This window comes from Sphingomonas albertensis (assembly GCF_014358075.1).
In the GTDB taxonomy this organism is placed as follows: domain Bacteria; phylum Pseudomonadota; class Alphaproteobacteria; order Sphingomonadales; family Sphingomonadaceae; genus Sphingomonas; species Sphingomonas albertensis.
This window is the reverse complement of record NZ_JACONT010000036.1, coordinates 23,739-44,802: the sequence shown is the minus strand read 5'-3', so window position 1 is coordinate 44,802 and position 21,064 is coordinate 23,739. Positions and strand designations below refer to the sequence as shown.

The window sequence follows — 21,064 nt, the reverse complement described above, 5'->3', positions numbered from 1 at the left end:
CCGGCCCGCTCAAGTCACTCCAGTTCGGGTAACGCGGAAACCGACCCACCCCCTGCCCCTCCCTTTCAGGGAGGGGTGAAGGCTCTAGTCCAGCACCCAATGCTGCTTCGCGATACCCTGCGCATAGAGGAGCGCAGTCAGGTCGCCGTGATCCACCCGCGCAGCCGCAGCGGCCGCAACGACGGGCTTGGCATGATACGCCACCCCAAGTCCCGCCGCCTCGATCATCGCCAGATCGTTCGCGCCGTCACCGACCGCGAGCGACTCCTCGACGGTGATCCCTCGCTCGGCGATTGCCGCCCGCAGCGTCGTCAGCTTCGTGTTCGACCCGACGATCGGCTTGGTCACAGTCCCCGTCAGCACGCCGCCCTCGATCTCCAGCACGTTGGCGATCGCGCGGTCGAAGCCGATCGCTTTCGCCACCGGCTCGGCGAACCGGGTGAACCCGCCCGACACCAGCACCGCCACCGCACCCCGCGCGCGCATCGTCCGGACCAGAGCTTTCGCCCCCGGCATGATCGTCACGCGCTCGGCTAAGCAGCGTTCGATGTCGCTTTCGGCCAGGCCTTCGAGGAGCGCCACGCGAGCGTCGAGCGCCGCTTCGAAATCGAGTTCACCTCGCATCGCGCGCTCGGTGATCTCCGCGATCTGCGGCTTGATGCCGGCGTAGTCGGCGAGTTCGTCGATGCACTCGACGGTGATCATGGTGGAATCCATGTCGGCGACGATTAACGCCTTGGTGCGCGTCAGGCTTGACTGCACGACGACGTCAGTTGCCGCGAATGCCCCCTCGAGCGCGACCCGAGCCGCGTTCGGCGCCATCCCGAAGATCAGGTCGGCGGCGTCGCCCTCGTCGATCCAGCCGCTGACGCCCGGCGCGCAGCCGGCGTCGCGCAGGCGGTCCATCGCGGTCGAAATATCGCCTGCGGTCAGCGTGCCCGAGGCTATAAGCGTTGCCGTGAACATAGAAACTCTCCCGAAGGTCGCGCTCATCGCAGGGCCGACCGCGAGCGGCAAGTCCGCGCTCGCGCTCGCCATCGCCGCGCGCCACGACGGCGTCGTCATCAACGCCGACTCCGCGCAGGTCTATGCCGACCTCCGCATCCTCACCGCCCGCCCGTCGGTAGAAGAAGAAGCGAGCGCCCCGCACCGGCTGTTCGGCCATGTCGATGCCGCCGACGCGAGCTACTCCGCGGCGCGCTGGGCTACCGAGGCGACGCTGGCGATCCGCGACACGCTCGCGGAGGGGAAGCTGCCGATCCTGGTTGGCGGGACCGGACTCTATACCCGCACCTTGCTCGACGGCATCGCGCCCGTCCCCGCGATCGACCCAGACCTTCGCGAGCAAGTCCGTGCCCTCCCCGTCGCCGAAGCACACGCCGCGCTCGCGCAACTCGACCCGCAGGCTGCCCAGAAACTCAACGCAGCCGACACCACCCGCGTCGCCCGCGCGCTCGAAGTCGTTCGCGGCACCGGCCGCACGCTTGCCGACTGGCAGACCGAGAAGATCGGCGGGATCGGCGACACGATCGACGTCCGCACGCTGATCCTGATCCCCGACCGCGACTGGCTCAACGCGCGCATCGACCAGCGCTTCGCCAAGATGGCCGACACCAGCCGCGAGGAAATCGCCACGCTGCTCGCGCGCACCGACATCCCACAGGACGCCCCGATCCGCCGCGCGATCGGTGTGCCCGAGATCGCCGCGCTCGTTCGCGGCGAGACCTCGAAACCCGACGCCATCGCCGCCGGATCGCTCGCCACGCGGCGCTATGCCAAGCGCCAATACACCTGGCTCCGACACCAGCCGCCCGCCGCCTGGACCCGCACCGAAGCCCTCAATGTCCCAACGCGCCTGCAGCAATTTGAAACTATATTGCTCAAATGATGTTTGACACGCATCTTTTATATCGGTAGCCGGCCCCTCCACGAGACGCTAAAGGCAGCGTTCTCGCAAAGGATGATATGAAATGACCGAGAAGAGTGGAGCCGATATCCTGATCGAGGCGCTGTGCGATCTCGGCGTGGAGGTCGTCTTCGGCTATCCGGGTGGTGCCGTGCTGCCGATCTACGATGCGCTGTTTCGCAGCGGCCGGATCAAGCACATTCTGGTGCGCCACGAACAGGCTGCGACGCATGCCGCCGAAGGCTATGCGCGCTCGACCGGCAAGCCCGGCGTGGTGCTCGTCACCTCCGGTCCGGGCGCGACCAACGCGGTGACCGGCATCACCGACGCGCTGATGGATTCGATCCCGATGGTCGTGATCACCGGCCAGGTGCCGACCGCGCTGATCGGCACCGACGCGTTCCAGGAGGCCGATACCGTCGGCATCACACGCCATTGCTCGAAGCACAACTACCTCGTGAAGGATCCCGCCAAGCTTGGCGACGTGATCCACGAGGCGTTCCATATCGCCACCTCGGGGCGTCCGGGGCCGGTGGTCGTCGACATCCCGAAGGACGTGCAGGTCGCGACCGCCCGGTACAAGAAGCCGGGACCGATCCAGCACAAGACCTATCGCCCGCAGGTGAAGGCCGACCAGTCGCAGATCGAGCAACTCGTCGACATGCTCGCCGCGGCCGAACGTCCGATCCTGTATACCGGCGGCGGCATCATCAATTCGGGCCCGGCCGCAAGCCAGTTGCTGTGCGAACTCGTCCGCATCACCGGCGCACCGGTGACGTCGACGCTGATGGGCCTCGGCGCCTATCCCGCGTCTGGCCCGCAGTGGCTCGGCATGCTCGGGATGCACGGCACGTACGAGGCGAACATGGCGATGAACCAGGCCGACCTCGTGGTCGCGCTGGGTAGCCGCTTCGACGACCGCGTGACCGGGCGGCTGGATGCGTTCAGCCCGAACTCGCGGAAGGTGCATATCGACATCGATCGCTCGTCGGTGAACAAGACCGTGCGCGTCGATCTAGGGATCATCGCGGATGTCGGCCATGCGCTGGAGGACATGGTGCGGATCTGGAAGAGCCGCCAGCATCCCAAGCCCGACACGACCGACTGGCAGCGTCGGATCGCCGGCTGGCGTGCGGTGAAGTGCCTCGATTTTCCCGAGAACGACCCGAACGAGATCATGCCGCAGCGCGCGATCCGGGCGCTGTTCGACGCGACGCAGGCACAGTCGCCGATCATCACGACCGAGGTCGGCCAGCACCAGATGTGGGCCGCCCAGCATTTCGGGTTCGAGAAGCCGAACAAGTGGCTGACCAGCGGTGGTCTCGGCACGATGGGGTACGGCCTGCCCGCCGCGATCGGTGCGCAGCTCGGCAATCCGAACGCGCTGGTGATCGACATCGCCGGCGAGGCGTCGATCCAGATGAATATCCAAGAGTTGGCGACGGCGTCGCAATACCGGTTGCCGGTGAAGATCTTCATCCTCAACAACCAGTATATGGGCATGGTCCGCCAGTGGCAGGAGCTCACCTATGAGAGCCGCTATGCCGAGAGCTATTCGGATTCGCTGCCCGATTTCGTCAAGCTGGGCGAGGCGTATGGCTGGAAGGGCATCCTGATCGAGACGCGCGACCAGCTCGACAGCGGGATCGCCGAGATGCTCGCCTATGACGGCCCGGTGATCGTCGATTGCCGCGTGTCGCAGCTGACCAACTGCTTCCCGATGATCCCGTCGGGCGCGGCGCATACCGACATGATCCTGCAGGCGAACGAAGTGTCCGGCACGATGGACGACGAAGCGAAGGCGCTGGTGTGATGGTCGCGTTTCTTCTTCCCCCCTCCCGCATGCGGGAGGGGCCGGGGGTGGGCTCGCGCTCAATCCCGACCGGCATCGCCTGCGGCCATCCGCGCGCCCACCCCCTACCCCCTCCCGCAAGCGGGCGGGGGGGAGACTGAACCATGCACATTTCCCAGGAAAAGGCCGAGCGGCACACGCTCGCCGTCATCGTCGACAACGAACCGGGCATCCTCGCCCGGATCGCAGGCCTGTTCACCGCGCGCGGCTATAATATCGAGAGCCTGACGGTGTCGGAGATCACTGCAGACAAGTCGGTCAGCCGGATCACGATCGTCACCAGCGCGTCGCCCGCGACGATGGAGCAGATCATCGCGCAGCTCGACCGGCTGGTGCCGGTGCACAAGGTCACCGACCTCACCGCACAGGGCGCGCACGTCGAACGCGAGCTCGCGCTGGTGAAGGTCCGCGGCACCGGCGACCACCGGATCGAGGCTTTGCGCCTCGCCGACGTCTACCGCGCCCGCGTGGTCGATGCGACGACGTCGAGCTTCGTGTTCGAGGTCACCGGCGGCATCGACAAGATCGACAAGTTCGTCGAACTTATGGGCGAAGTCGGTCTGATCGAAGTCGCCCGAACCGGCATCGTCGCGATCGCCCGCGGCAAAGAGCCGGCCTGAATTACTGCGTCATCCTGACGAACGTCAGGATCCAGAGCCACAATCGGCGCCGCCTGGAACCCTGGGTTCCGGCGTCCGCCGGAATGACGAAAGAAGGAAGAATCCTATGCGTGTGTATTACGATCGCGACGCCGACCTGAACCTCATCACCGACAAGAAGATCGCGATCGTCGGCTACGGTTCGCAGGGCCATGCGCACGCACAGAACCTCCGCGATTCGGGCGTCAAGGACGTCGCGATCGCGCTGCGCGAAGGCTCGGCCACCGCCAAGAAGGCGATCGAGGCGGGCTTTGCGGTCAAGTCGAACAAGGAAGCTGCCGCCTGGGCCGACATCGTCATGATCCTCGCGCCCGACGAGCATCAGGCGGCGATCTACGCTGCCGACCTGCACGACAACCTCAAGCAGGGTGCGACGATTGCGTTCGCCCACGGCCTCAACGTGCATTTCGGCCTGATCGAGCCGCGCGCCGATCTCGACGTCATCATGATCGCGCCCAAGGGCCCCGGCCACACCGTGCGCAGCGAATATGTCCGCGGCGGCGGCGTCCCCTGCCTGATCGCGATCGACCAGGACAAGTCGGGTAACGCGCATGACATCGCGCTCGCCTATGCCAGCGGCGTCGGCGGCGGGCGCTCGGGCATCATCGAGACCAACTTCCGCGAGGAATGCGAGACCGACCTGTTCGGCGAGCAGGCTGTGCTGTGCGGCGGCATCACCCACCTGATCCAGGCCGGGTTCGAAACGCTGGTCGAGGCCGGCTACGCGCCCGAAATGGCGTATTTCGAATGCCTCCACGAGACCAAGCTGATCGTCGACCTGCTGTATGAGGGCGGCATCGCCAACATGCGCTACTCGATCTCGAACACCGCGGAGTATGGCGACATCACGACCGGGCCGCGGATCATCACGTCGGAGACCAAGGCCGAGATGAAGCGCGTGCTGGCCGATATCCAGTCGGGCCGGTTCGTGAAGAACTTCATCCTCGATAATCGTGCGGGGCAGCCGGAACTGAAGGCAGCGCGGAAGCAGGCGCTGGCGCATCCGATCGAGAAGATCGGGTCGGAACTGCGCGGGATGATGCCGTGGATCGGGAAGAATGCTTTGGTCGACAAAGCCAAAAACTGACTTCGTCAGTTTTCGCTTTATCGACCGGCCGGCACGACGGAGCCTGCCCATAGGGCACGGCTTCGCCGGGTCCGACGGGCTGGCGCGGGGTGCGCGTTTCGGTTGCCCCCACACCCCCACTCCACCCCGGCGAAGGCCGGGGCCCAATTGGGGGACGTCGCCAACTGAGGACGGCGCCCCGTTACTAAAGCCTTTCCAATTGGGCCCCGGCCTTCGCCGGGGTGGTATTGTGAGGTGGGGGCCGGTCTCCCCTCCCTTGTCCCCCGCGAACGCGGGGGTCCAGGGTCTCGGGCGGTGATCGGGATTTAGCTGGGCCCCCGCGTCCGCCGGGGAACAAGAGTGGCGGTGCCGTTCACCCCGTGTGCCCGCCCCCCACCGACCCAAATCCGAAACACAGCGTTGGCATAACGCCGTTTGACGCGCCCCCTCCCCTCGGCCAGCATCGCGCGATCAACAGGAGACCCCGCATGCGCCTAGTCCTAGCCACCATCCTCGTCCTCACCGCAGCCCCCATCATGGCGCAGACCGCGGCAATCCCCGGCGCGCCCGTCAAGGCGCGCGTGACCGCCGGCACCTACGCCGTCGATCCCAACCACACGCAGGTCACGTGGCAGGTCAACCACATGGGCTTCTCGATGCTCGAAGGGCAGCTCGGCGCGTCGGGGGGCAGCATCACGATCGATCCCGCCAAGCCGAACGCCACCAAGGTCGAGGTCAATTTCGCGATCGACCAGCTCTCGGTCACCGCCGCGCCGTTCGCCGGCCACCTGAAGTCGAAGGACTTCTTCGACGCGGCGACCTACCCGACCGCCAAGTTCGTCTCGACCAAGGTCGTCGCGACCGGCGACAAGGCGACGATCACCGGCGACCTCACGCTCAAGGGCGTCACCAAGCCGGTCGTGCTCCAGGCGACCTTCATCGGCGCGGGCGCGAACCCGATGAACAAGAAACTCAACTTCGGTTTCCGCGCGACGACCTCGATCAAGCGCAGCGACTTCAACCTGGGCGCCTATGCCCCGGTGGTGTCGGACAAGGTCGATCTGACGATCAACGCGGCCTTCTCGGCGCAATAATCTGTCGAAATTCCTATCGCGCTGGACACGGCACGTGTCCGCGCGATAGGACGGCATCAATGACGCATGGTCGCCTCCTGCTGCTTCGACTTACGCGCCCTTAGGCGCGCCGATCGTTTGCGCGGTAGCCATGCCCCGCGCCTCGCGCCTAAGGGCTGACCCGAACGCTCCCGACGACACGAGAGACTGGCCATGCTGCGCGACCCATCGACCAAATACCGTCCCTTCCCCCAAGTCGACCTGCCCGACCGCCAATGGCCGTCGAAGACCATCGTCAAACCGCCGCGCTGGCTCTCGACCGATCTGCGCGACGGCAACCAGGCGCTGATCGACCCGATGGATGCCGAGAAGAAGACGCGCTTCTTTGACCTGCTCTGCAAGGTCGGGCTGAAGGAGATCGAGGTCGGATTCCCGAGTGCGGGTGCAACCGAGTTCGACTTCATCTCCGGCCTCGTGAAGACCGGGCGGATCCCCGACGACGTTTCGATCCAGGTGTTGACCCAGTCGCGCCGCGACCTGATCGAGACGAGCTTTGCCAGCCTCGTCGGTGCGAAGACCGCGATCGTGCACCTTTACAACGCGGTGTCGCCGGCGTGGCGGAAGATCGTGTTCGGGATGGACCGCGCGCAGGTGAAGCAGATCGCCATCGATGGCGCCAAGGTATTGCGCGACGAGGCCGCCAAGCAGCCCAACGTCCGCTGGCAGTTCGAATACAGCCCCGAGACCTTTTCGACCGCCGAACTCGATTTCAGCCTCGAGGTTTGCGAGGCGGTGATGGACGTCCTCATGCCGACGCCCGAGAATCCGATCATCTTCAACCTGCCCGCGACGGTCGAGTGCGCGACGCCGAACATCTATGCCGACCAGATCGAATGGTTCGGTCGCCACATCCGCAACCGCGACGCGGTGGCGATTTCGCTGCACACGCATAACGACCGCGGCACCGGCGTCGCCGCAGCCGAGCTCGGCATGATGGCGGGCGCGGACCGCGTCGAGGGCTGTCTGCTCGGCAATGGCGAGCGCACCGGCAATTGCGATCTCGTGACCGTCGCGCTCAACATGTACACGCAAGGCGTCGATCCGAAGCTCGACCTGTCGGACATCGACGGGGTCGTGAACACGGTCAATTACTGCACCAACATTCCCGTCCACCCGCGCACGCCCTATGCCGGCGACCTGGTCTTCACCGCGTTTTCCGGATCGCATCAGGACGCGATCAAGAAGGGCTTCGCGGCGCAGGAGGCGAAGAACGAGACGCTGTGGGAGGTGCCGTATCTGCCGATCGACCCCGCCGATCTGGGCCGCAGCTACGAAGCGGTGATCCGCGTCAACTCGCAGTCGGGCAAGGGCGGCGTCGCCTGGGTGATCGAGCAGGACAAGGGGCTGAAGCTGCCCAAGCGATTGCAGGCGGACTTCAGCCGTCACGTCCAGGCCTATGCCGACGAGACCAGCCGCGAGCTGAATGCGGCGGACATCTGGGGCCTGTTCGAACGGACCTACATGCCGCAGGCAGACGACCGCGTGGAGTTGCGCGATTACGAGGAGAGCGGTGCCTCGGGGCAGCGCGTCTTCATCGGCCGCGTCGCGATTGACGGCGAGGAGCGGTCGATCTCCGGGCGCGGCAACGGGCTGATCTCGGGCGTGATCGCGGCGATCGCGGAGTCGACCGGGCCGACGCTCGACGTGGTGGACTATAACGAACATGCGATCGGCCACGGTGCGGACGCGCAGGCGGCGGCGTATGTCGAATGTCGGACCGCCGGGGGCAAGACGGTGTTCGGCGTCGGCATGGACACCGACATCGCCACCGCCTCGGTGCGCGCAGTGTTGTCGGCCGCCAACCGGGCCTAGCTGACCTTTTTCCTCTCCCCTCCGGGGAGAGGGTCGGGGTGAGGGGCCCGCCAAGCAGGGCACCGCCCGGAACAGCCCCTCACCCCAGCCCTCTCCCCGGAGGGGAGAGGGAGCAGTGCATCACTTGCGGCGCCTTCGTAACCAAAGTTGAAGGGTGGCCATACGTAATCCTCCCCGGCACGGGGAGGGGGACCGCCACGCGCTTGCGTGGGGGTGGAGGGGGGCTTCCCCACGCGTACCGTGCGCGGCACGCCCCACCACCAGCTACGCTGGTCCCCCTCCCCGCATGCGGGGAGCATTAATGAGAGCGGACGATCTCGCAGCCGACGCGGGCGTCGGGGTAGACATCGGCCTTCACCGTTCGGACCTTGACCCGCCTCACTCGCGCATCCGCCAAGCACAGCCCGGCAATCGCCTCGCAGAGCGTTTCCTGCAACGCGAACGGGCGCTCCGCCGTCAGCGCGCGGATCCCCGTGCGGACGAAATCATAGTCGAGCACTTCGCCGATCGCATCCTCGCCGAGCGGGCCTGGATACACGACCGTCATCTCGACCGAAACGACCACGCGTTGCGGCGCCACCTCATGCGGATGGATGCCGAGCCGCATCATGACCTCGAAACCGTCGAGGATCGTCGTGAACTCAGCCATTGCGTCCCTCGAACATCACATCGCCATCGCGTGTCAGAAACCGTTGTCCGCAATCAACGAATACATTCTGCCCCGTCACACCCTTCGCGGTCAGCAGCCACGCGACCGCATCCGCGACCGCCTCCGCCCCGACCGGTCGCCGCAGCAGATTGTCGCTGGCCACCGCCGCGAACTCCGCTTCGGTCTGGTCGCCGCTCGGCAAGGTCAGACCCGGCGACACCGCGTTCACCGCGATCCGCGGGCCGAGCGCCTGTGCCAGCATCGTCGTCGCGCCCTCCAGGGCGATCTTCCCGCAACTGTACGAGAAGAAGTCGGGGTTCAGGTTGGCCACTTTTTGATCGAGCACATTGACCACCGCGCCGTCCGCCACGTCGTCCTGCGACGCCAGCGCCGAAGAGAGCAACACCGGCGCGCCGCAATTGATCGCGCTCAGTTCGGCGAACAGCACCGGATCCACCGTCGGTGGCCGGTCGAACTCGAACCGCGAAGCGCAGTTGACCAGGCCGTCGATCGGTCCGCCGATCGCAGCCCGCGCCGCCGCGAACAGGTCGCCGATCGCGCCGAGATCACTCAGGTCGCCTGCCACCGCCGCGGCACTACCGCCGCCGCCAATGATCTCCGCCACCAGCGCCTCGGCCTCGTCCCGCGAATGCCCCTGATGCACGATCACCGCGTAGCCATCCGCCGCCAGTCGCCGCACGATCGCCGCGCCCAACCGCTTCGCGCCGCCCGTGACCAGCACGGTCCGCATCAGGCGCGCTGTCCCATCAACGCCAGCACTTCCTTGCGGCTGCGTTCGTCGTCGCGGAACACGCCCATCATCCGGCTCGTCACCATCGTCACGCCCGGCGTCCGCACGCCGCGCGCGGTCATGCACGCATGGCTTGCCTCGATCACCACCGCGACGCCCTGCGGCTTGAGATTGTCCCAGATGCAATCGGCCACTTCCGCGGTCAGCCGCTCCTGCACCTGCAACCGCCGCGCGAACCCGTGCAGCACGCGTGCGAGCTTCGAAATGCCGACGACATGGTTGCGCGGCAGATACGCGATGTGCGCCTTGCCGATGATCGGTGCCATGTGATGCTCGCAATGCGACTGGAACGGGATGTCCTTCAGTAGCACGATCTCGTCATAACCGCCGACTTCCTCGAACACCCGGTCGAGGTGTTTCGCCGGATCGTCGCCATAGCCCGCGCAATATTCCTTCCACGCACGTGCAACACGCCGCGGCGTATCGAGCAGCCCCTCACGCGTCGGATCGTCGCCCGCCCAACGGATCAGCGTACGGATCGCCGACGCTACGTCTTCGGGGACAATCAGCTTGCCGTCGGGACCCAGCACATCGTCAGTAACCGCCTGCCTTGCGGCCCCGTCCAGTTCATCCCGCATCGCAACACCCTTTATCAGCATACCCAAACATCAGAACATGGGTCCTCTTTTGCAACTGTTTCATTTCGGCCACTTGCCATAAATCCCGGTTTTCCGGGCAAGAAAAAGCGTTGACGATTGATTTTTTTAATCGTTACTTCGCCATACCTGAAAAACTAAATCGTGAATCGGCAAAGACCGGCACGATCGGGGAGAGGACTGCCATGGCTAAGTTCGAATTGCTCGCCGCTTCGGCGATGATACTCCTGTCGATTGCGCCGGCAATGGCGCAGACGGCCACCACGACATCGGCTGAAAACACCGCACCCACCAATGGGCCCGGTCAGGAGGCCCCCTCAACGCCAACGACGTCGACGCAGACGACCCAAGACGCCTCCATCGCGCCGCCGACCGATCCATACGGCGCGCAGGATATCGTGATTACCGCACAACGCCAATCGCAGCGTTTGCAGGTTGTTCCGATTGCTGTGAGCGCTTTTACCGCTGACAACATCGCCAAGCAGCAGATCGTCAACCCGAGCGCGCTCCAACAGACGCTGCCCAACATCACTTTCACCAAGACCAACTTCACCACGTCGAGCTTTACGATCCGCGGGATCGGCGATCTGTGCACCGGCGCGACCTGCGACACCGCGACCGGCATCCACGTCAACGACATGCCGCTGGTCACAACCCGCCTGTTCGAGAGCGAGTTCTTCGATCTGGAGCGGATCGAGGTTCTCCGCGGTCCACAGGGCACGTTGTTCGGCCGCAACGCGACCTCGGGCGTGGTCAACTTCATCTCCGCCAAGCCCGATCTCACCGGCGTGCATTCCGCCGCCGAGTTCGAATATGGCAATTACGATTCGAAGCGCGTGCGGGCGATGATCAATCTGCCCTTCACCGAAACGCTCGGCATCCGCGTCGCCGGCACCTATCTCAATCGCGACGGCTATACCAAGAACCTGTACGACGGTCGCGACATCGACGGACGGGATCTGTATTCGGTGCGCGGCACGCTGTCGTGGGCGCCGACCAGCAACACCCGGATCGACCTGATCGGATCGTATTTTCGCGAGAAGGACGATCGCTCGCGCTTGCAGAAGCAGCTCTGCCACCGCGATCCGACCGGCATCCTCGGCTGCCTTCCCGACCGCCTCGCCAACGAGACCGCGAACGGCAATTCGACGCTGGCGGCGGTGCTCAGTTCGAGCGAGTTCTTCGCGGTCAACAACCCCGCGCTGGGACGCTTCGGGCTGCAGAGCCTCTACGGCCAGGATACCTACGCCGGCGTGGTCAACCCATCGGACGTACGGACCGTATCGCTCGACTACAGCCCGACCTATTTCGCCGAAGAGGAGCAATATACCGCGAAGATCTTCCACGATTTCGGCCCGGTCAGCCTGAACTTCACCGGTGGCTACACGCGCAACGTCGTCGACAGCACCGCCGACTACAACCTCGCGGTCGAGAACCCGCTGACCAACAATGTCGGGCTCGCCACGCTCAATGCACTCGCGCGCACCGGATCGCCGTTCGCGTTCCTCAGCGGCGTACGGCAGGCGCTGATCCCCAACGGCCCCGCCGGCGGCGTGTGCCAGTCCGCCGCCGATCCGAACAATGTCGGCATCTATGGCGGCAACTCGATCGGGTGCTATGCGCAGAGTCTGGACTTCGATCGCTCGCGCCAGAAGAGCCGCCAGTTTTCCGCCGAAGCGCATCTCGACAGCAATTTCGACGGGATGTTCAACTTCCTGCTTGGCGGCATCTATGTCGACAGCAAATCGACCAACACGGACTATTTCGTCAACGCGTTCGGGCTAGACTATGCCTCGGGCATCCTCGGCTCGGCGAACGCGGCGGGAGCGGGGCTGCCCGCCGGCAACGGCTATTTCCTGTCCACGCCGTTCTATCGCAACAGCGACGTCGAGTTCCGCCTGAAATCCTACGGCATCTTCGGCGAAACGTATTTCAAGTTTACCGACAAGCTGAAGCTGACCGTCGGCCTGCGCTACAACCATGACGAGAAGACCGACCAGGCGCGCAACCTCGCGCTCAACGTGCTGACGCCGATCGGCGCCACCGGCATCGAACAGGGGCTGAACTACGGCACGGTCGATTTCGACCCGAACCTGCCCGGGCGCCAGGAATTCGCCAATGCGCAGGTCAGCTTCTCGCGGCTGACCGGCCGGGCGGTGGTCGATTACCGGATCACCGAGAACAACCTGCTCTACGCGTCCTACTCGCGCGGGTATAAGTCGGGCGGGATCAACCCACCGCTGCTGCCGATGTTCAACGTCAGCAGCACGTTCCTGCCCGAACAGGTCAACGCGTACGAGATCGGCTCGAAGAACACCTTCGGCGGCGGCCAGTTCAGGCTGAACCTCACCGGATTCTATTACCAGTACAAGAATTTGCAGCTGAGCAGGATCGTCGCGCGGACCTCGGTCAACGACAATGTCGACGCCGATATCTACGGCGTCGAGGCGGAGGCGATCATGAGCCCGGTGCCGGCGTTCGTGGTCAACATGAACGCGAGCTACCTCCATTCGAAGGTGTCGAGCGACAAGTTCCTGGTGAACCCGCGCGACGTGTCGGGCGGCCGGGCCGACGCGGTGATCATCAAGGACATCACCAACGCGTCGAACTGCGTCGTCGTCCCGAACGTCGCAGGCAATGCGGCATTGTCGAACGGCTATGTCGCGCTGGTCAATCGCGCGATCGGCCTGCGCGCGCCGACCGCGATCCCGACGATCGCGGCAACCGGTGCGTTCGGGATCTGCTCCGCGCTGGGGGCCAACGCCGCGGCGAGCGGCGTGTCGGTGCTCGACGGCGTGACCACCAACATCCGCGGCAACCGCCTGCCCCAGGCGCCGACCTACAAATGGTCGGTCGGCGCGCAGTACACGATCGACTTCGCCAACGGCATGAGCCTCGTGCCGCGTGCCGACCTCAACTACACCGGCGGGCTGTCGGGCAGCATCTTCAACACCCAGATCGACCGGATCCAGGGGTATGAAGTCGTCAACATGCAGGTCCAGCTCAACGCGCGCGAAGACCGCTTCTACGTCCGCGCGTACGTGCAGAATCTGACCAACAACGATGCCACGACCGGGCAGTACGTGACCGACCAGTCCGCCGGGCTGTTCACCAACATCTTCACGATCGAACCACGCCGGTACGGCGTCGCGGCCGGGTTCAAGTTCTGAGGGGGCACAGCATCCGCAGAGCTTCGGCTGCTCTAACGATCCTCCCCCGCCAGGGGGAGGTGGCGCGAAGCGACGGAGGGGGAGGACACGCAACGGCGGTTACACCTTACCTCCCCCTCCGTCTGGCAAGAGCCAGCCACCTCCCCCTCGCGGGGGAGGATTGGTAGATCGGACGTCGATACGACTGACCTATGCCGCAGCCGTCATCCTGACGAAAGTCAGAACCCAGAGCCAATCGGTGCGGCGTACGTAACCCTGGGTCCTGACTTTCGTCAGGATGACGATCTTTGGGACGGCGTTGGCCCAAACCACACCGTGACGACCGATACTCCCTTGCCTCACCCTTCCCAAGGCGAAGCCGCCGCGGGCTCCTTCCCTCTCCCATCGGGAGAGGGAGAGACGCCGAAGGCGGCAATGGTGAGGGCACGGCCCGCACACCGACAGCCTTGAACCACCAAAACCGCGGTTAGCGCCCCAACCGCTCCGCATGCCACGCGACATGGTCCGCCATGAACGTCGAGATGAAATTGTAGCTGTGGTCGTATCCCGGTTGCATCCGCAGCGTGAGGTCTATCCCCGCCGCCTCGCACGCCGCCACCAGCAACTCCGGCTTCAACTGCTCGACCAGGAAACCATCCGCATCTCCCTGATCGACCAGGATCTCGGCCACCCGCGCGCCATCCTCGATCAGCGCACACGCGTCATATGCGCGCCACGCCATACGGTCCGACCCGAGATACCCGCCAAGCGCCTTCTCCCCCCACGCACAGTGTAGCGGTGACACGATCGGCGCGAACGCCGACACGCTCCTGAACCGATCCGGGTTGCGCAACGCGATCGTCAGCGCGCCATGGCCCCCCATCGAGTGTCCGAAGATCCCCTGCCGCGCCATGTCCGCCATCGGAAACTGCGCTGCGATCAGTGCGGGCAGTTCGTCCTCGACATAGGACCGCATCCGGAAGTTCTTCGCCCAGGGCTCCTGGGTCGCGTCCACATAAAAGCCAGCGCCCTTGCCGAAGTCATACGCGTCGTCGTCCGGCACGTCGTCGCCCCGCGGCGAGGTATCCGGCGCAACCAGGATCACGCCGAGCTCTGCACACGTGCGCCGATACTCGCCCTTGTCCATGACGTTCGCGTGCGTGCAGGTCAGCCCCGACAGGAACCACAGCACCGGCAACCGCGCGCCTTCGTCATGTGGCGGCACATAGACCGCGAAGGTCATGTCGGTGCCGGTCGCGGTCGAGGCGTGACGGTACACGCCCTGAATGCCGCCATACGCCTTGCTGGTGGAAACGGTCTCCATCACGCGACCCGGTGCAGCGCGCAGATCTTGTTCCCCGACGGATCGCGCAGATATGCGAGGTACAGCTTCCGCCCGCCGGTCGCTTCCCGGACGCCCGGCGGATCCTCACAGGCCGTCCCGCCGTTCGCGAGGCCCGCAGCGTGCCAGGCATCGGCGGCCTCCGTAGAGGCAGCCGCAAACCCCATCGTGCTCCCGTTGCCGTGGCTCGCCAGCTGCCCGTCGATCGGCTTGGTCAGCAGAAAGCGCCCGCCGTCATGCGCGTAGACCACCCGCCCCCATTCATCGATGACGCCCTCGGGAACGCCAAGCGCACCCAGCGCCGCGTCGTAGAACGTCTTCGAGGCAGCGATGTCATCGGCGCCGAGCATGATATGCGTAAACATGGCCCCGCCCCTCAGTAGATCACGACGGAGCGGATGCTCTCGCCGGCGTGCATCAGGTCGAAGCCCTTGTTGATCTCGTCGAGCGTCAGACGGTGCGTGATCATCGGGTCGATCTCGATCATCCCGTTCATGTACCAGTCGACGATCTTCGGCGTATCGGTCCGCCCCCGCGCGCCGCCGAACGCGGTCCCGCGCCAGTTACGTCCGGTGACGAGCTGGAACGGTCGCGTCGAAATCTCCTTGCCCGCCTCGGCCACGCCGATCACGATCGAGGTCCCCCAACCGCGATGGCACGCCTCCAGCGCCTGCCGCATAACGGTCGTGTTGCCGGTCGCGTCGAACGTATAGTCCGCACCGCCATCGGTCAGGGCGACGATGTGCTGGACGATGTCACCCACATCCTTGGGATTGGCGAAGTGCGTCATGCCGAAGCGACGTCCCCATTCCTCCCGGTCCGGATTGATGTCGACGCCGACGATCATCCCCGCGCCGGCCAGCCGTGCGCCCTGGATCACGTTCAACCCAATCCCGCCGAGCCCGAACACGACGACGGTATCGCCCGGCTGGACCTTCGCCGTGTGCACCACCGCGCCGACGCCGGTCGTCACGCCGCAGCCGACATAGCACGACGTATCGAACGGCGCGTCCTCGCGGATCTTCGCAACCGCGATCTCCGGCAGCACCGTGAAGTTCGAGAAGGTCGAGCAGCCCATGTAATGGAAGATCGGCTGCCCCTTGTAGCTGAACCGCGTCGTGCCGTCGGGCATCAGACCTTTCCCTTGCGTCGCGCGGATCGCGGTGCACAGGTTGGTCTTCTGGCTGAGGCACGACTTACACTGGCGGCATTCGGGGGTGTAGAGCGGGATGACGTGATCGCCGACCGCGACGCTGGTCACGCCCGCACCGATCTCGCGCACGATCCCGGCGCCCTCATGGCCCAGTACGCTCGGAAACAAGCCTTCCGAATCAAGCCCGTCGAGCGTGTACGCGTCGGTATGACAGATGCCCGTCGCCATGATTTCGACGAGCACTTCGCCGAATTTCGGCCCTTCGAGGTCGAGTTCGACGATCTCGAGCGGTTTTTTTGCCTCGAATGCGACAGCGGCGCGGGTCTTCATCGGTCGGTCTCCTTGATTGCCGCCCTGATGCCCCCCGCGCCTCGCCTCCGCAACCCGCCGCCGATGCAACCAATGCCGCTTTCCCGCGCTTGATCCTTTCAATTCAAGGAGATGGCGCGATGAAAGATCCGAAGAAGGGCGACGAGGTCACCTGGAAATCGCACGGCGGCGAGGCGCACGGCACGGTCGAGAAGAAGCAGACGACCGACACGAAGATCAAGGGCCACACCGTCAAGGCCTCCAAGGAGGAGCCGCAGTTCATCGTAAGGAGTGACAAGGGCGGCAAGGCAGCGCACAAGGCGGACGCGCTCACCAAGGCGTGACCACGCGCGCAGTGCCTAACGCACGCGCGCAACAGGAAGGAATGCTTATGGCTACAGCTCCCAAGACCGGCGGCATCCACGCCCCCGTCCAGCCCTCTCCCGAGCTCGGCGAGATCGTCGGCAACGACAAGCTGCCGCGCAGCGAAGTGATCAGCAAGGTGTGGGTCTACATCAAGGCCAACAACCTCCAGAACCCCGAGAACAAGCGCGAGATTCTGGCTGACGAGAAGCTGAAGAAGGTCTTCGGGCGTGACAAGTGCACGATGTTCGAGATGAACAAGTACATCTCGCAGCACGTCAAGGCCTAACCGCCTGCACTGCACGGCAAGCGGCGACGGGGCATCGACAGCGATACCCGTCGCCCTTGATCGCATTCCGACCGCGAATCTGATGGCGACACGACCGCGAGTTTGATCGCATCTCGATCGCGATCCTGATTGCGCGTAGATCGCGGTCAGCCGTTCGACGGCACGAAGTTTATACCAAGGGTCCGGCGCCATGCCGACCGACCGGACACAAGCCCCGAGCTTTCCACACTCACCCGAGCTTGATCGTCCCCCCCGACCGGCGTAATGCGCCGACGATGCCCCCGTAGCTCAGCCGGATAGAGCGACGGTTTCCTAAACCGTAGGCCGCGTGTTCAAATCTCGCCGGGGGCACCAGCCTTTCCGCCATTGTTCGGCGGCCTTCGCACAGCCGCGAACATGCCAAAGCGCAAGCTCGCAAAGACCTCTCCTATGTCGGCTAACGCCCAATCCTTGCCGTTCCCGGGTACCGTTACGCTTCCCGTTTGCGGACATCCGTTAATTCGGTAAGTGGTTGCGGCCCTGACGCTGTCGGAGCGTGCGCAGCGAGCGATCGTGGCGTTTGGCGGGTTCGAGTCCCGCTCATGGGTCCGGTGTCGCCCAATTGCGGACGCACGGGTTGCGAACTACGGCTCCCGAAAGCGGCCATTCGTCCAGCGCGATTTTTTCGGTCCCGTCACCCCTGATGCAAATATCAAAAGTTTTGCATCAAGAACGCAGATGGCAATCGGTAGGTCGGTTCCACATCGTTAATGCGGGCTTTTCGAGTAAAATCCACTTACCTGACGGCAATGCGCGGTCCAATTCTGATACCGGCCGGATGGCACAAGTCGCTCAGTGAAATTGATTTCGATCAAAGCTATCTTAGCGTCAAGGTTCTGCATTGTAGTGGTGGCAGAAAAGATTCCTCCATTAAATTTGAAAAGAGACTGTAGATTGCTATCGGTCGCGGCCTCACCTGTCGAGGGAACAATTTGCGTTACTTCAATTGGAGCAGTTCCACTAAATGCAAATGTTGCGTTACCATACAATACGAGACCGCTCGGGCTCAAGGGGACGACTCCCCTAGCCATTGGCCCGAATGTAATCTTGAGTGGTAAATTAACACGTTTCCCCAAAAGGTTGGTGTAGTTCGTATCGCATTGCAGGCGAGGTAGACCATCGTCGGTTGTAGGCGTCCTCTGCAGTGCCGAGTTTGGTGACGCATTCCCAAGGACAGGAGCGATAGCGAGCAGGAACAGTTCGATCATCGCTTGATGATGCGAGACCCAAGCGCTCTATGCAATGGTCTGACCCGGTATGACTGCTGATGCAAAAATCACGAATTTCGCCTCAGCGCAAAGAGAGCAGGAAACCGAGGGCGCCAGCGATGCAAAATATTGATGCATTTGAGATACCCGTTCAGTGGTCGGTTTCTTGGGGTGTGGCCTCCAAAGCGGACGGTCCGCTTTCCTCCCATTCCGGCCATCCCGATTTCGTCTAATTGTTGCCGCTCGCAGCGCAGGTGGCGTTTCCCGAAAGCCGACGTTACGATTGGCCCAAAATTGAGATGGGGGTAGCATGAAAGCGGCGTTTTGGCGTTTTGCACACCAGCACTATCAAAGCAGGACGCCGCTGCTCCTTGTCGATGTCGCAGCATTCACATGGTTCGCGTTCTTCGCGCTGATCTATGGAGCGGCTCTGCTGGCTGGCTGGTCGCCGGATTTCATAGATGTGCTGGTCGGGCTTCTTCTAGTTGGCGGTCCGTTGTTGGTGGGGGTGCTGCATCGCCGTATCAGGATCGAAGCGGCCAAGGCCCCGGACGCGCTGTCTAGAAAGCGGCTGCTCACAAGTCGGTAATCCCCGACGTCCGCTTTCCAGCGCATTGCCCCGAAAGCCGCCCGTCCGCTTTCCTCACCAACCCTGACATTCCCGAAACTCGATCCCCGATCGGAAAACGCGCCCACACACGGATGCTCAGGTTGAGGAATCAGAACTCCCGATAACAATCGTTCAAGCGCTTAGGCCTTAGCCATCGCCCACTATGCGTCGGCATCGCGTCGACGCTGCTTTACCCTAGAATCGCCGCGGTTCGTGCCCGATCGTGTCGCATGTGCCGCGAAAACCATAGTTGCTCATACCCTCGACCGTGATGCGGCCGCTGCACCGGTCGATCGTCAGCTTCGGCTTGTTCAACCCGTTCAGGCGGTAACTGGCGCGGATCGTATCGGGGCTGACGGATACGTCGCGCAGGTCCCACCATCCCTGATCGCCACGAGAATTGATCGGCGGGATCAGCGATTTGGGTAGCCGGATACGTCCACCCCCCGCCCACGTCTGGATCGTGAGCGAGGCATCGAAGACCTCCCTTCTGGTTTCGGTGTAATTGCCGGACTCATACCGATCACGTTCACGGTTCCAATTCCATGTCGTACCACTGGCGAAACCGGTCTTCGACCCGTCCCCGAAACAGACGAGCCCCAGTTCCACGTTCCTTCCATCGACGACCGGCCCCCCCCCGACGGAGAGTTGGCCTGACCGCCACCGGACCCCGCTGGCGCGCGTCCATATGCCGGATCGGGTTCATAGTCGGGGCGCGGCCGGGACGCAGGCGGTCCACCGTAGTTGGGGTTGGGGCGAAGGTTCGCGGGCTTCCTGCAATCGGGGGACGTGGTCGGTTGGATGGAATTGTAGCGGCCGTCCATCGTGGCGATGCTGACGCACTGGCGGCGATCGGCGTTCCACCAATAGGTATAGGCGCGATCATCACCCTGCTCACCGCGGATGTTGACGTAGCCGCGCCGCTGCAACTCCATCTCAGCTTGGCCGGCACGGGCGCCTACCATGTCCTCGAGCCCCGTAGATTGCGCATCGGCAACCGCCGGAAGTGCTGCTCCTAAAAGAACTGCGGTCGTGATCTTCGACACGTGTGCTCGATAACGCATGGCGACTCTCCCGTTCGTTCGAAACTACCTGTTCATCAATGCGACGAGTTTATGGAAGCGGGATGACGGCGTCCATCACTGTCGACGCTTCTCAATCACTTATTGCTGCCGCGGGTTCCGCCGTGGGCGAGCCTCGGAAACCCGACGATAACGAATAGCAAACCGTTGCGATCAAATTCTACATCGCACATCATGCGATATGGACTTTATGAAGTGGCTAAATTCGCTCGATGAACTCCTCTACGAGGTCATGAGCTGGGTGATCTTCTTCCCCCTTACGCTTTGGCAGGCGCTGTTGCGACCGGTCGGTACGATGAAGCAGATCGAGCGCGAAATGGCGCTCCCCGACGATGAACGATATGCGTCGGTGCTCAGTCCGCCCCTGTTTCTGGCTCTGACGCTGTTGTTGGCGCACACGGTCTCCACGGCGCTGGGCCAGACCGACGAAATTATCGCCAATCATCACGACCTCGCCGACCTGGTCAACGACAATGCGAGTGCCCTGGTCCTTCGCGTCGTCGTTTTCGCTGGTTTCCCACTCTTCCTGGCAGCGCGGATGGTGCGCAGGCGCAAGATCAAGCTCGATCGCACTTCTCTACAGCAGCCTTTCTACGAGCAATGTTATCCGGCAGCTGTTTTTGCACTCGGCCTGAGTGTCGGTAGCAGCTTTGGGTTCGACCAACACGAAGTGACGCGGATGGTGGGCCATTGGCTCGTCGGATCGAGCATCGTGAATTTCTGGATCGTAGAAACGCGGTGGTTCGCACAGGCGCTGAGCATCAATCTATTGCGCGCCGCCGGGAACGTATTTGTAGGGCTGCTGGAAGGTGCGACGTTCCTGTTCTGCGTGGGGTTCTTGTTCACGCGTTGATCCCCGTTTCTCGAGCCTTTTCGAGAAAGATGGCAGATCCGCGCATGCCGGCTAGCGCCGGGTGGCCGGACCAGTCGGGCGCAGCACGGCAGGACTTTGGCTGATCGAACCACTCGGATCGATCGTCCTTTCGGGTGTTCGGGGCCGTCGGGATCCGGTTTGATCCTAAACGGGACGAAATCC

General features: G+C 63.8%; 21 protein-coding genes and 1 tRNA gene. 12 read left to right on the top strand and 10 right to left on the bottom strand.

Annotated features, from left to right (window positions below):
• Nucleotides 1-84: 84 nt before the first annotated feature.
• Nucleotides 85-966 carry a phosphoserine phosphatase SerB gene (gene serB / locus H8S47_RS14895; protein ID WP_187504609.1) on the bottom strand — a complete coding sequence of 294 codons (882 nt, stop codon included), beginning with the start codon at nucleotides 964-966 and terminating at the stop codon, nucleotides 85-87.
• Here serB and miaA point away from each other — a divergent pair.
• The 6 genes from miaA (at nucleotide 959) to leuA (ending at nucleotide 8,428) form a co-directional block, all read left to right on the top strand.
• Entirely contained in the window at nucleotides 959-1,888 is a 930-nt protein-coding gene (gene miaA / locus H8S47_RS14890) for a tRNA (adenosine(37)-N6)-dimethylallyltransferase MiaA (protein ID WP_187504608.1), read from the top strand. The genes serB and miaA overlap by 8 nt on opposite strands.
• An 82-nt stretch (nucleotides 1,889-1,970) precedes the next feature.
• A complete protein-coding gene (locus H8S47_RS14885) occupies nucleotides 1,971-3,719 on the top strand; it encodes an acetolactate synthase 3 large subunit (protein ID WP_187504607.1) in 1,749 nt (582 codons plus the stop codon).
• A 143-nt stretch (nucleotides 3,720-3,862) separates the two neighbouring features.
• Nucleotides 3,863-4,378: an acetolactate synthase small subunit gene (ilvN, locus tag H8S47_RS14880; protein ID WP_056048113.1), complete on the top strand. Its 516-nt coding sequence runs from the start codon at nucleotides 3,863-3,865 to the stop codon at nucleotides 4,376-4,378.
• Between the two features lie 106 nt (nucleotides 4,379-4,484).
• Entirely contained in the window at nucleotides 4,485-5,504 is a 1,020-nt protein-coding gene (ilvC, locus tag H8S47_RS14875) for a ketol-acid reductoisomerase (protein WP_120299962.1), read from the top strand.
• A 467-nt stretch (nucleotides 5,505-5,971) separates the two neighbouring features.
• Nucleotides 5,972-6,577 carry a YceI family protein gene (locus tag H8S47_RS14870; protein ID WP_187504606.1) on the top strand — a complete coding sequence of 202 codons (606 nt, stop codon included), beginning with the start codon at nucleotides 5,972-5,974 and terminating at the stop codon, nucleotides 6,575-6,577.
• A gap of 192 nt (nucleotides 6,578-6,769) precedes the next feature.
• Nucleotides 6,770-8,428 carry a 2-isopropylmalate synthase gene (gene leuA / locus H8S47_RS14865; RefSeq protein ID WP_187504605.1) on the top strand — a complete coding sequence of 553 codons (1,659 nt, stop codon included), beginning with the start codon at nucleotides 6,770-6,772 and terminating at the stop codon, nucleotides 8,426-8,428.
• A gap of 298 nt (nucleotides 8,429-8,726) precedes the next feature.
• On the opposite strand, the gene H8S47_RS14860 is transcribed toward leuA, so the two are convergent.
• From H8S47_RS14860 to H8S47_RS19150, 4 genes are all read right to left on the bottom strand, one after another.
• Nucleotides 8,727-9,077, bottom strand: a complete 351-nt coding sequence (locus H8S47_RS14860; RefSeq protein WP_187504604.1) for a dihydroneopterin aldolase — start codon at nucleotides 9,075-9,077, stop codon at nucleotides 8,727-8,729.
• Nucleotides 9,070-9,828 carry an SDR family NAD(P)-dependent oxidoreductase gene (locus H8S47_RS14855; RefSeq protein WP_187504603.1) on the bottom strand — a complete coding sequence of 253 codons (759 nt, stop codon included), beginning with the start codon at nucleotides 9,826-9,828 and terminating at the stop codon, nucleotides 9,070-9,072. The genes H8S47_RS14860 and H8S47_RS14855 overlap by 8 nt, the downstream gene beginning before the upstream one ends.
• Nucleotides 9,828-10,466, bottom strand: a complete 639-nt coding sequence (folE, locus tag H8S47_RS14850) for a GTP cyclohydrolase I FolE (protein ID WP_187504602.1) — start codon at nucleotides 10,464-10,466, stop codon at nucleotides 9,828-9,830. The genes H8S47_RS14855 and folE overlap by 1 nt, the downstream gene beginning before the upstream one ends.
• A gap of 133 nt (nucleotides 10,467-10,599) precedes the next feature.
• Nucleotides 10,600-10,776 (bottom strand): hypothetical protein, encoded by a 177-nt coding sequence (locus tag H8S47_RS19150; protein WP_328805564.1) that lies wholly within the window; start codon nucleotides 10,774-10,776, stop codon nucleotides 10,600-10,602.
• Here H8S47_RS19150 and H8S47_RS14845 point away from each other — a divergent pair.
• Entirely contained in the window at nucleotides 10,730-13,654 is a 2,925-nt protein-coding gene (locus tag H8S47_RS14845) for a TonB-dependent receptor (RefSeq protein WP_413243624.1), read from the top strand. The two genes, H8S47_RS19150 and H8S47_RS14845, sit on opposite strands and share 47 nt — an antisense overlap.
• Nucleotides 13,655-14,120: 466 nt before the next feature.
• Here the strand turns inward: H8S47_RS14845 and fghA are convergent, their stop codons facing one another.
• Genes fghA through H8S47_RS14830 form a run of 3 tightly spaced genes read right to left on the bottom strand, consistent with a single transcriptional unit; the run spans nucleotide 14,121 to nucleotide 16,458 of the window.
• On the bottom strand, nucleotides 14,121-14,957 hold the full coding sequence (gene fghA, locus H8S47_RS14840) for an S-formylglutathione hydrolase (protein WP_187504600.1): 837 nt from the start codon (nucleotides 14,955-14,957) through the stop codon (nucleotides 14,121-14,123).
• Nucleotides 14,957-15,340: a VOC family protein gene (locus H8S47_RS14835; protein WP_187504599.1), complete on the bottom strand. Its 384-nt coding sequence runs from the start codon at nucleotides 15,338-15,340 to the stop codon at nucleotides 14,957-14,959. Before H8S47_RS14835 ends, fghA begins: the two co-directional genes overlap by 1 nt.
• A gap of 11 nt (nucleotides 15,341-15,351) precedes the next feature.
• Nucleotides 15,352-16,458, bottom strand: coding sequence for an S-(hydroxymethyl)glutathione dehydrogenase/class III alcohol dehydrogenase (locus tag H8S47_RS14830; protein ID WP_107954987.1), 1,107 nt, complete (start codon nucleotides 16,456-16,458; stop codon nucleotides 15,352-15,354).
• A gap of 119 nt (nucleotides 16,459-16,577) precedes the next feature.
• Here H8S47_RS14830 and H8S47_RS14825 point away from each other — a divergent pair, with 119 nt between their 5' ends.
• The 3 genes from H8S47_RS14825 to H8S47_RS14815 all read left to right on the top strand — a co-directional run bounded on the left by H8S47_RS14825 (nucleotide 16,578) and on the right by H8S47_RS14815 (nucleotide 17,443).
• The gene (locus tag H8S47_RS14825) at nucleotides 16,578-16,781 is read left to right on the top strand and encodes a hypervirulence associated TUDOR domain-containing protein (RefSeq protein WP_056482645.1); all 204 of its coding nucleotides are present in this window, start codon (nucleotides 16,578-16,580) and stop codon (nucleotides 16,779-16,781) included.
• A 47-nt stretch (nucleotides 16,782-16,828) separates the two neighbouring features.
• Nucleotides 16,829-17,089, top strand: a complete 261-nt coding sequence (locus tag H8S47_RS14820; RefSeq protein ID WP_056411383.1) for an SWIB/MDM2 domain-containing protein — start codon at nucleotides 16,829-16,831, stop codon at nucleotides 17,087-17,089.
• A 277-nt stretch (nucleotides 17,090-17,366) separates the two neighbouring features.
• Nucleotides 17,367-17,443, top strand: a tRNA-Arg gene (locus tag H8S47_RS14815).
• 392 nt (nucleotides 17,444-17,835) lie between these two features.
• Here the strand turns inward: H8S47_RS14815 and H8S47_RS14810 are convergent.
• Nucleotides 17,836-18,336 carry a hypothetical protein gene (locus H8S47_RS14810; RefSeq protein ID WP_187504598.1) on the bottom strand — a complete coding sequence of 167 codons (501 nt, stop codon included), beginning with the start codon at nucleotides 18,334-18,336 and terminating at the stop codon, nucleotides 17,836-17,838.
• 310 nt (nucleotides 18,337-18,646) lie between these two features.
• On the opposite strand from H8S47_RS14810, the gene H8S47_RS14805 reads away from it, so the two are divergent.
• Nucleotides 18,647-18,925 (top strand): hypothetical protein, encoded by a 279-nt coding sequence (locus tag H8S47_RS14805; RefSeq protein WP_187504597.1) that lies wholly within the window; start codon nucleotides 18,647-18,649, stop codon nucleotides 18,923-18,925.
• Between the two features lie 216 nt (nucleotides 18,926-19,141).
• Here H8S47_RS14805 and H8S47_RS18910 read toward each other — a convergent pair whose 3' ends face one another.
• Nucleotides 19,142-19,555 carry a hypothetical protein gene (locus tag H8S47_RS18910; RefSeq protein WP_235982935.1) on the bottom strand — a complete coding sequence of 138 codons (414 nt, stop codon included), beginning with the start codon at nucleotides 19,553-19,555 and terminating at the stop codon, nucleotides 19,142-19,144.
• 654 nt (nucleotides 19,556-20,209) lie between these two features.
• On the opposite strand from H8S47_RS18910, the gene H8S47_RS14795 reads away from it, so the two are divergent.
• Nucleotides 20,210-20,881: a hypothetical protein gene (locus H8S47_RS14795; protein ID WP_187504596.1), complete on the top strand. Its 672-nt coding sequence runs from the start codon at nucleotides 20,210-20,212 to the stop codon at nucleotides 20,879-20,881.
• Nucleotides 20,882-21,064 lie beyond the last annotated feature (183 nt).